11 protein-coding genes and 1 pseudogene are annotated in these 8,206 nt (G+C 37.0%); 4 read left to right on the top strand and 8 right to left on the bottom strand.

Annotation, left to right across the window (positions count from 1 at the left end; translation table 11 throughout):
• On the bottom strand, positions 1 to 303 hold a 303-nt coding region (locus tag DMP16_RS06505; RefSeq protein ID WP_221929527.1), incomplete at its 3' end, for a hypothetical protein.
• Between the two features lie 264 nt (positions 304 to 567).
• On the opposite strand from DMP16_RS06505, the gene DMP16_RS06500 reads away from it, so the two are divergent.
• Genes DMP16_RS06500 through DMP16_RS06485 form a run of 4 tightly spaced genes read left to right on the top strand, consistent with a single transcriptional unit; the run spans position 568 to position 3,772 of the window.
• On the top strand, positions 568 to 1,194 hold the full coding sequence (locus DMP16_RS06500; RefSeq protein ID WP_069281311.1) for a molybdopterin-dependent oxidoreductase: 627 nt from the start codon (positions 568 to 570) through the stop codon (positions 1,192 to 1,194).
• Positions 1,175 to 1,666, top strand: a complete 492-nt coding sequence (locus DMP16_RS06495) for a hypothetical protein (protein ID WP_069281312.1) — start codon at positions 1,175 to 1,177, stop codon at positions 1,664 to 1,666. Before DMP16_RS06500 ends, DMP16_RS06495 begins: the two co-directional genes overlap by 20 nt.
• A 37-nt stretch (positions 1,667 to 1,703) precedes the next feature.
• On the top strand, positions 1,704 to 2,408 hold the full coding sequence (locus tag DMP16_RS06490) for an ABC transporter ATP-binding protein (RefSeq protein WP_143576994.1): 705 nt from the start codon (positions 1,704 to 1,706) through the stop codon (positions 2,406 to 2,408).
• Positions 2,405 to 3,772 carry a hypothetical protein gene (locus DMP16_RS06485; protein WP_069281314.1) on the top strand — a complete coding sequence of 456 codons (1,368 nt, stop codon included), beginning with the start codon at positions 2,405 to 2,407 and terminating at the stop codon, positions 3,770 to 3,772. Before DMP16_RS06490 ends, DMP16_RS06485 begins: the two co-directional genes overlap by 4 nt.
• Positions 3,773 to 4,260: 488 nt before the next feature.
• Here the strand turns inward: DMP16_RS06485 and DMP16_RS06480 are convergent, their stop codons facing one another.
• The 7 genes and pseudogenes from DMP16_RS06480 to DMP16_RS06455 all read right to left on the bottom strand — a co-directional run.
• Entirely contained in the window at positions 4,261 to 4,539 is a 279-nt protein-coding gene (locus DMP16_RS06480; protein WP_143576993.1) for a hypothetical protein, read from the bottom strand.
• On the bottom strand, positions 4,526 to 5,719 hold the full coding sequence (locus tag DMP16_RS06475; RefSeq protein WP_069284778.1) for an AAA family ATPase: 1,194 nt from the start codon (positions 5,717 to 5,719) through the stop codon (positions 4,526 to 4,528). The genes DMP16_RS06480 and DMP16_RS06475 overlap by 14 nt, the downstream gene beginning before the upstream one ends.
• A gap of 302 nt (positions 5,720 to 6,021) precedes the next feature.
• The gene (locus tag DMP16_RS11375; protein ID WP_231961150.1) at positions 6,022 to 6,159 is read right to left on the bottom strand and encodes a hypothetical protein; all 138 of its coding nucleotides are present in this window, start codon (positions 6,157 to 6,159) and stop codon (positions 6,022 to 6,024) included.
• Positions 6,160 to 6,224: 65 nt separating this feature from the next.
• The gene (locus DMP16_RS11370) at positions 6,225 to 6,713 is read right to left on the bottom strand and encodes a hypothetical protein (RefSeq protein ID WP_231961149.1); all 489 of its coding nucleotides are present in this window, start codon (positions 6,711 to 6,713) and stop codon (positions 6,225 to 6,227) included.
• A 246-nt stretch (positions 6,714 to 6,959) separates the two neighbouring features.
• Complete coding sequence (locus DMP16_RS06465) at positions 6,960 to 7,262, bottom strand: helix-turn-helix domain-containing protein (RefSeq protein WP_069284253.1); 303 nt, start codon at positions 7,260 to 7,262, stop codon at positions 6,960 to 6,962.
• Positions 7,255 to 7,866, bottom strand: a complete 612-nt coding sequence (locus DMP16_RS06460) for a hypothetical protein (RefSeq protein WP_069284252.1) — start codon at positions 7,864 to 7,866, stop codon at positions 7,255 to 7,257. The genes DMP16_RS06465 and DMP16_RS06460 overlap by 8 nt, the downstream gene beginning before the upstream one ends.
• Position 7,867: 1 nt before the next feature.
• A pseudogene (locus DMP16_RS06455) lies at positions 7,868 to 8,206 on the bottom strand (ABC transporter); the annotation flags it as partial.

The following is an 8,206-nucleotide window of genomic DNA, read 5'->3' as shown; positions in this document are numbered from 1 at the left end:
CACTTTTTCACTATCCATTGTGTCCTTTATTTCTATCTCTATCTTTAACGGTCTGTATAATTTGTCTAGCTTAATTATAACCTCCCCTTCTATATGAGCCCAATGCTCAACAACTCCTTCGTTGAGATCAACGTATATCCAACCATGCTCAGCTTTAACCTTAGACTTTGCCCTTATTCTTGACGCCTCAGATAAAATTTCTTCAGGCGATAAAGGTATATCTATGATTGGTTTCCCATTCTTTCTTAAATACTCAGCGTACTTCTCCAGAAACTCAGCGTACTTCTCTAGCTGTTCTTCCATAGTGAATATTTGGAATCTAAAGATATAAAATTGTATAGTCATAATGCGATTATATGCTTGACTTCCTCTCCACCACGAAGGGAGGGGCTTTTCCTCATATTTTATAAAAAATTATTGATATTCTTAAAAATTTTTAGTAGACTTAATCTGGTGAATGTACTCTTTTTAAACTACCAATCTAGAACGTAAAGGATTTTAATCTCATTTCAAACATAGTTTAGATTCTGGTAAATACTTATATTTCTAGTTTATAATAAGAGAATTATGCGAAGAAGAGACTTTTTAAAGTTAATGGTTCTTTCAGCTTCCTTAATAACACTTTATCGACTGGGTAGTTATGAGATTAATTCCTTACAACATTCTAATGGTTTAACTCCTTTCGGAAGTTGGTACGTAGTACAAATAGCTGAAACTCCTTCAATAAATCTTAATAATTACGTATTAACAGTAGATGGAGATGTTGAAAATCCTTTACAAATAACTTATAACGAATTAACTTCAATGCCTTCTGTCACCATAAAAGATACTATACAATGTGTTTCAGACCCTCTATTCTTAAGGGCAAACGTTGAGTGGACTGGTGTTCCTTTAAGGTATATACTTAACATGGCTAACCCTAAAGCTTCGGCAATTAAGGTTTTGACATTTGGTGCAGAGGGTTATACAGCAGATTTACCCTTATGGAAGGCAATGGAAGATGATACATTAGTAGCTTACATGGTTGACGGAAAGCCCCTACCTCAAGTTCACGGATATCCAGTTAGAATGGTTGTTCCCAGGTGGTGGGGTTATACATATACTAAGTGGCTTGTGAGAATTCATGTAACATCGAAGAATGTTCTAGGCTATTGGGAAAGTCTGGGGTATCCTGATGTTGCAAGGAAGGACTAATAGATTATTAATAATAACGTCTACTCTAATCATCTCTTTAGGGGCTATTTCAAAATTGATACCCCTTTTTGTCATAGGGATTGTAATGATGGTTAACAATTACAAGAAGACGTTCAATCCAATATCTAAGGATTCAATTTATAACCCGGAACTTCAAAGACAAACTGCTTACATATTATTCATCTTAGCCATATTAGAAGGAATTACGGGCTTTGGTGCGGGTCCCCAAACCTCAACTTTCATAACAGTAATGACGTTAGGATTATTAAACAGAGGAAACAGCTTGGAGCTACATTTAATATTAATAGCCCCTCTAGCCTTCTTCTTCATACTACACTCTACCTCTGGTTTAGGAAATTTGTTGTTAAGAAAAGGAGTTAAGAGTAAAGCTATTTATAGTTACGTCCTACCGTTAGCGATGTTGACGTTGTTTGCAATAGCCTTCTATCTAGATACCTTATACTTCTTCTAGCGATAGAGCTAAATCCTTTATTTTTAATTTCTGACTTGTGGAGTATTGCATAGAATTAGAAGGAGTAACTAAGAGTTTCACTAAAATAAAGGCTCTCGATGAGCTAAGCTTCAAAGTACCTTGTGGAGAATCCTTTGCTCTCTTAGGTCCTAATGGAGCTGGGAAGTCTACAACGCTTAGAATACTATCTGGCTTGTTGAAGCCCGATTCGGGAAAAGTAATGGTTTGTAATTCCACTCCGGATTTGGCAGGGGACTGTATTGGATATTTACCAGAGGACGCCTTACCTTTCTTAAACTTAACAGTAAAGGAGAACTTAGAATACATAGCATTGTTGAGGGGAGTAAGGGATTATAAGAGTAGAATAGTTGAACTAGCTTCCTTTCTTCATTTAGAGGATTTAGATAAGCCAGCAGGATCCCTGTCCAGAGGTAATAGACAGAAATTAGCAATTGCGATGACTTTAATTCACAGACCAAGAGTTTTGCTCCTAGACGAACCACTGAATTACCTAGACCTACCAACACAAGAAGAAGTGATCAAGTACTTGAGAGGATTGAACTCCACTATGCTCGTCTCTACACACATAATGTCTATTGCAGAGAGGCTTACGTCGTACGTCATTATAATTAATAAGGGAAGTGTTATTTGGGAGGGTAGAATGGATGATCTGAAAAAACTCTCTAAAAACGAGGAGAGATTGGAAGAAGTAGTAGCAAGAATTATGGGTGGGAAAATTTGAGGTTAACCAGGTTATTTTACTTTTACGTTAAATCGAGATATACTAAGGGATTCATAATCGTTAGTTTAATCTCTTATTTATTCATAGCCCTCTTAGCATGGGTTAGATTAACTCATCCTTATATTGAATTAGGAGTAGTGGGCGAAGACATAATATTTTGGGGTTCACTTAGTATTGTCATCTTTGGTCTAATTTATCCCTCTTACCTAACAAAATCTGAAATGGATTTCGTATTAATTTCTACTAAAGTTAAACTATTTAACTTAATTCTAATTAAACAATTGGGAGATTCACTTATCCTCCTACTCATCTTCCTATTCTTTTCTATACTCTCCTCTTCATCCGTATTAATCAGTGTGATAGGAGTAATCCTCTTCTCGCTATTCCTTTCAAGTTTGTTTATAATAGGAGGAGTATTAAACTTACAGAGGAGGATATTAATAAACGTACTTTTCCTAGCATATCTGCTTGCCTCATTCTTTGTATATCCTTCGATTAATCTGATATATCTACTTATCAATCCTTCACCCTTTTCGTTATTATATTACGTAATACTCCTAGGTCTTATGGAAGTTTTCTTGTACAAGATAAGTAAAGAACTTAAGGAGAGGGCTATTTCGTTAACCATTTATCCCTCTGAGTTTAAGAACCCAATAGATTTTCCTTTCCCTTCTTCATTCTTTGGGTCGATCCTCTACACTACGTTCTTTTCAACAACTATGAGATTTGGATTTTATGGGAGTGGTACGAAAAATTTAAGGATACCAACTCTTATCATAGTTATTCCTCCCTCGGTTGTAGGGGCTTTAATTTTGATGCTATTTAAATCATCAATAGTAATAAATAACCTCTTATTGATTTACTGTGTAACCTTTTACGTTACGTTCATAGGACAATCATTTCAAAACGAGAGATTATGGATAGATTTTGTAGGATTGAACTTGATGAAATATATAAGGACTAGAATGTTTGCTAGATTGTTACTTTCATACACTGTAATTTCACCATTTGGAATAGTTGAGATTGCACATCACCTACTAGGAATCGGAATAAGTTTATTTGCACTACCTTTATCCTCAGTACCACTTACCTGGTTACTAATCTCTTTTAGACCACCTCCACAAATTAGGGACATCGAGCAAATACCATTCAAATTCTCTCTTATGGGAGTATTGATTTTCATAGCTTTAGCTGTCACTATTTGGAGCCCTACTCTCTACGTTATTACCACAAACAATGTAGTTTTCTCTTTATATCTCTTCTTATCGTACTTTTTAATATATTTAATAATTCTTTATGGACCGTTTTCTGAAAGACTTTGGAAGGATTTCGTTGAAAGACTATCTATAAATAATTACTGTTAACGAAAACTAATGTAGTTATTAGGAATATTATAGTCCATATCATCAAGGGGAAGTGTACAGTAAACAAAAAGTAATGCTATATAATATGTTGCGGAGTACCTATGCTTGACTCTGAAGATGTAAAGTTATATTTATAATTATGTACCCGTCACGAGAGTCCATCCCGTAGTCGGCAGTTTCAGTGTGACTATTAAGTTTATACAACTCCATACTAATATTTTTACATAATGCCAGATGTGGGTATGTATCCCGAAAGGCTGGCATAGCCCAAGATGTTCCCCCACTGTGGGTTGGGGTTATCCCGCTAATGGGGCGGGTGAGGGCGAAGAATTCGCTTGACTCCCGTGAAGCCCAAGGGTTGATATATATGAGATCCGATGAAACCAAACCCCACATTAATAAAGCTAGACCCGATATGACAAAAGACAAAGAAATCCTCACCCTCTAAGGGGAGGAGGTCAGAGAGGAATTCTATTCACTATAATTTTCTAGCTTAACTCACGTGCAGCCATCACAAAATTTCTTACTCTTTCCTCTATTTCCCTGTCTAAGCAAACACAATTTATGGGAATTCTAAGTTCTTTCTCTCTTTCTAGCAATATCTCATTATTGTTCTCAACTTTAACACAATAAATCTTCTCATCATATTTGGTATCGTTTAGAGCTATGCAGACTGCATCAACACTCTTTTTCTCTCTTTTGCAGAGTTTATCATATTTTATACATAAGACTCCATTTCCAATACTCATAAATTCATTTAATTTCACTTACCTTACTCACCTCTTGGAATAACTCCTCTATTCCTTTATTTGCCTTAGGGAAGATCGTCTTGAAGGTCTCCACAAAGCCTTCCTCGTCTACCTTTCTCTCTTCCAGTACACCTTCAACAATCTCATAAATCCTTAGACCTTCAGTCTTACCCACCTTAGCTATAAACATTGGGATCCACTCACTATGAGTGGTTATAAACAGCTTCTTAGTATTTTCATTAGCCAACCTTTTTGCCACTTCAATTTGTGCGTCAACATGTAAGTTTATTTCAGGTTCCTCTATTATGACAGTCCTAAGTATAGGGTTCCTCAGAGCTAACTCGACTGGGATCAACTGGTATATTCCAGTAGATACTAACGAAGGGTTAACTTCTCTCTCCTCCTTAGACACCCTAATTGAGAAGTCCTTGCTTACCTCCACTTCATGACCGAATAGCTCAAACTTAACGCCAGGAATTATATATTTTAAGAAATCAGCGATTAAGGGTTTACCTAAGCTCGCGGAAACCGGGGGCAAAATTAGCTTATTTAAGTTAGGTAAATAGAACGCTGAGGCTATCCTTTCAGTACTTAAAAATGCCACAGGGTAATAAGAGGGCTCCATAAGGAACTTCACTAAGGAATGATACGCTAATGAGTTTTCAAGGCACTCCTCTACTCTATCCCCAGTAATAACCACTATTTTGCCCTCTGGACCACTTGTACTACTACAAGTTTGAAATCCAGCAGAGATCTTCACAACTGTTACGTTAAAGTTTGCTCTCTCATCTATTTTAGTTTCCACGTCAACGTCGTCTCCATGCAAGACAATCTTAATCTTATCGCTCTTGATTACGCTTTCGTTATCTTGAAACCTTATTAATTCTTTAATGTTTACACCAAATACAGACTTTAACCCTTCCCCGGTTCTTTTAGATATTATATCCTTGTTCTCCTCAATTAACTCCTTAAAACTCACTGGAACCTCTAGAGAGACCTCATTGTTTACCTCAATAGCTGGGAGTTCTAACTTGTACTTTAGTGGTCCACTCAACATACTTGGCAGAGTTAGGAGAAAGTACACTAAGATTGAGATAAAAGTCTTGCCAGTGGAATTACCCCCAACTATTACAACCTTATCATGAAAATCAATATTTGCCTCTTTAATGGGACCGATGCTTTTAATCCCTATCTTCATGGGGAACACTAACGATTTAGAGATAAAAACCTTCATTGTCTATCAGCAGAAAGCCATTACTGATTTCCTCCCCTTAGAGGGTTTTCCCCTCATCGGTTAGTGCTTACATCTCTCATATGTCGAGGGGGTCAGAGAACCATAAATGTTCATAATTTGGAATAACGGTCGTTTTCATAACCACAACTAGCACAATGAAAATATGTCTTACTTCCTCCATCTTACTACCGCAATTAGGACAATGAGTGGAGGAGTATTATGGATCAACATACACTACCTTTAGCCCATGTTTCTTAGCTTGTCATTCAATCCAGTATTAGATAGAGTTTATCTCTAAACTCAGTTAGTAGCTTCTTAACTTTCTTGATGAGGTCTTCAATGAACACCTTTGAGACGTTAAATGACTTAGCCACCTCTACAATCCACTTATCTACCTCCAGCATGTCTTTAGCCCTCTTGTGAAAGTGTTTATTCCTGTTCAAGACCTGTCGTTCTCTTTCCACCTCTTCTAAAAGCCCTCAGCTAAGCTCTTGTAGTGATGGGCATCCTCTAATCTTGTGGGTATCCTAACGTACTGTTTATCGTCTTTACCTAAAACTACCTCAGCCATGTTAATATCAACTGCTACACCATCTTTAGCCTCTGGTACCTTCCATTCCTTTAGAGGAGTGACCTTTAGGTACGCTTTGCCTTCCTTTAGCAATAGCCTAGCTTCCTTTATTTCCCAGTCCTTGTATTCAAATAAGTTCCTTGGATAACTTAGGATTTTCAACTCACCAACTCCTACTATCCTCACGACCATCTTGTTGAAATCAATAGAGTATGATTGTTCTGGCGTTAACCAGAGAGAGACCTTACGTACTGTAGGGTACCTACCACGTTTAGGGTTCTTCAACCACGACTTGTACTTTGCTATAGCATTCCTATAACAGTCTATGGTAACCTTTGACGGTAGATTAAACTTTTGCCTTAGTGTTTCGTAAGTACCCTTATCCATGTCTTTTAACAAATTTTTGGCTTATTTTCTCTTAACCACTCTAAAACTAAACGTAGACCTTTTCCATAATTAGATACGAGAGCGAGCAGTGGAGGGAACATCTTGAAACTATAGCTCTGATTTCTTTCCCACCCTTTTTAGCCCTCTACCCATAATAAAGAGTTTATATGCTTTGTCATCCCCTCCCTACGAGGCTTTCCTTAACTTTGTAACCTCTTCATAAGTAGGTTTCGCATGTAATGAATTTCATTCTATTTTCTTTATGATACTCATGTACTCTTTAATTACCCTATTCCCCTCGTCGGTTAACTCTATGAATGTCCTAGGACCTAGAGGCGTAGGCAATTTCCTTACTCTTATCAAACCGCTCTCCTCTAAAACTTGTAAACTCGCATGTAAGGAGCTCTTGGGAACTCCTAAGGACTTCTGTAAGCTAGAGAAAGAAGTCCGCTTTAGAACGTATAAGGATATTAAAATGCCTAGCCTTAAAGAGTTTGATAGGGCAGGGTTCTTCATCATCTCCAGTAACTTCTTTACGTCTTCACTCATCCTCAATTACCTCCACAAGCGATTTATAACCAGCGTAAATCCAGAAAACGCTCATTATATAGAAAGGTAAGTAAATTCCGAAAGGAATAGCCATCATACCAATTGCGAAAGAGGCTAAGGCTAAAACGTCATAATACTTGATACCAACAATCCTCAAAGAGTCATAAAATGAGTAAATTACGAAAACAGTGTAAATAGAGGAACCTGATACCGCCAGAAGGATATCCGACGTATAGTACCCTAAGAACATGACCAAAGTTACAAGTATTATCAAAGACCACAATAATGGGGTTACAATGCGAGATCGCTTTTTACTCCCTTTGCCATAAATCCCGTTGTACCTTAAGGTAGTGATAACTAGTTTTCTTATCAACATGTAAATAATTACAAAATATAAGCCTATAAGCAGGGCTTGAAAGCTAAACGTGAAAAATTTGTCATTATATAGAGAAGGGAAGTAGTCTACGATGATAGAGTAAAATAAAGTTATAATCAAGGGATAAGTAGACCAAAGGATGTAAACTTTGCCTAAATACTTCCTAGTCTCGTACTTTATTATCCGCTCAGCGATCTTCTTTGCTTCTTTGACAATTGTCTCAGTCAATTCATACCACTAAGTATAGTTTATCAATATTCCCCAAGTTCCTTATCTTGTCCTCACCTTTTCCCTTAACTAATGAGAATTTCCTACCTTTAATCTCTAAGACTAGTAAAGCTGATGGATCTTCTCCATTGATTATTGAAGACTCCAGGAAGTCCTCTACCCTTATTGGTCCATACACCTTCCCATCAAATATTAAATAGGTTGAATAGTTGTTGAATATGGTTAACATGTCTAGCTCATGGGTTACCACAAGTCCAGCTTCTCCATACTCCTTAAACCAGTTGATGAGGATCTTCCTCTTTGCGTAATCCACGTTTTCAAAGGGCTCATCTATCATCAC

The sequence above is a fragment of the Sulfolobus sp. B1 genome (assembly GCF_007050195.1).
Classification (GTDB): domain Archaea; phylum Thermoproteota; class Thermoprotei_A; order Sulfolobales; family Sulfolobaceae; genus Saccharolobus.
This window is presented reverse-complemented; position numbering and strand designations above follow the sequence as displayed.

What these genes read in the sequence shown, in the direction of transcription:
- DMP16_RS11375 (WP_231961150.1), bottom strand. Translation starts at nt 6,159, where the DNA reads ATGCTGGAGGTAGATAAGTGGATTGTAGAGGTGGCTAAGTCATTTAAC.
- DMP16_RS06495 (WP_069281312.1), top strand. Translation starts at nt 1,175, where the DNA reads ATGTTGCAAGGAAGGACTAATAGATTATTAATAATAACGTCTACTCTA.
- DMP16_RS06465 (WP_069284253.1), bottom strand. Translation starts at nt 7,262, where the DNA reads ATGAGTGAAGACGTAAAGAAGTTACTGGAGATGATGAAGAACCCTGCC.
- DMP16_RS11370 (WP_231961149.1), bottom strand. Translation starts at nt 6,713, where the DNA reads ATGGATAAGGGTACTTACGAAACACTAAGGCAAAAGTTTAATCTACCG.
- DMP16_RS06475 (WP_069284778.1), bottom strand. Translation starts at nt 5,719, where the DNA reads ATGAAGATAGGGATTAAAAGCATCGGTCCCATTAAAGAGGCAAATATT.
- DMP16_RS06500 (WP_069281311.1), top strand. Translation starts at nt 568, where the DNA reads ATGCGAAGAAGAGACTTTTTAAAGTTAATGGTTCTTTCAGCTTCCTTA.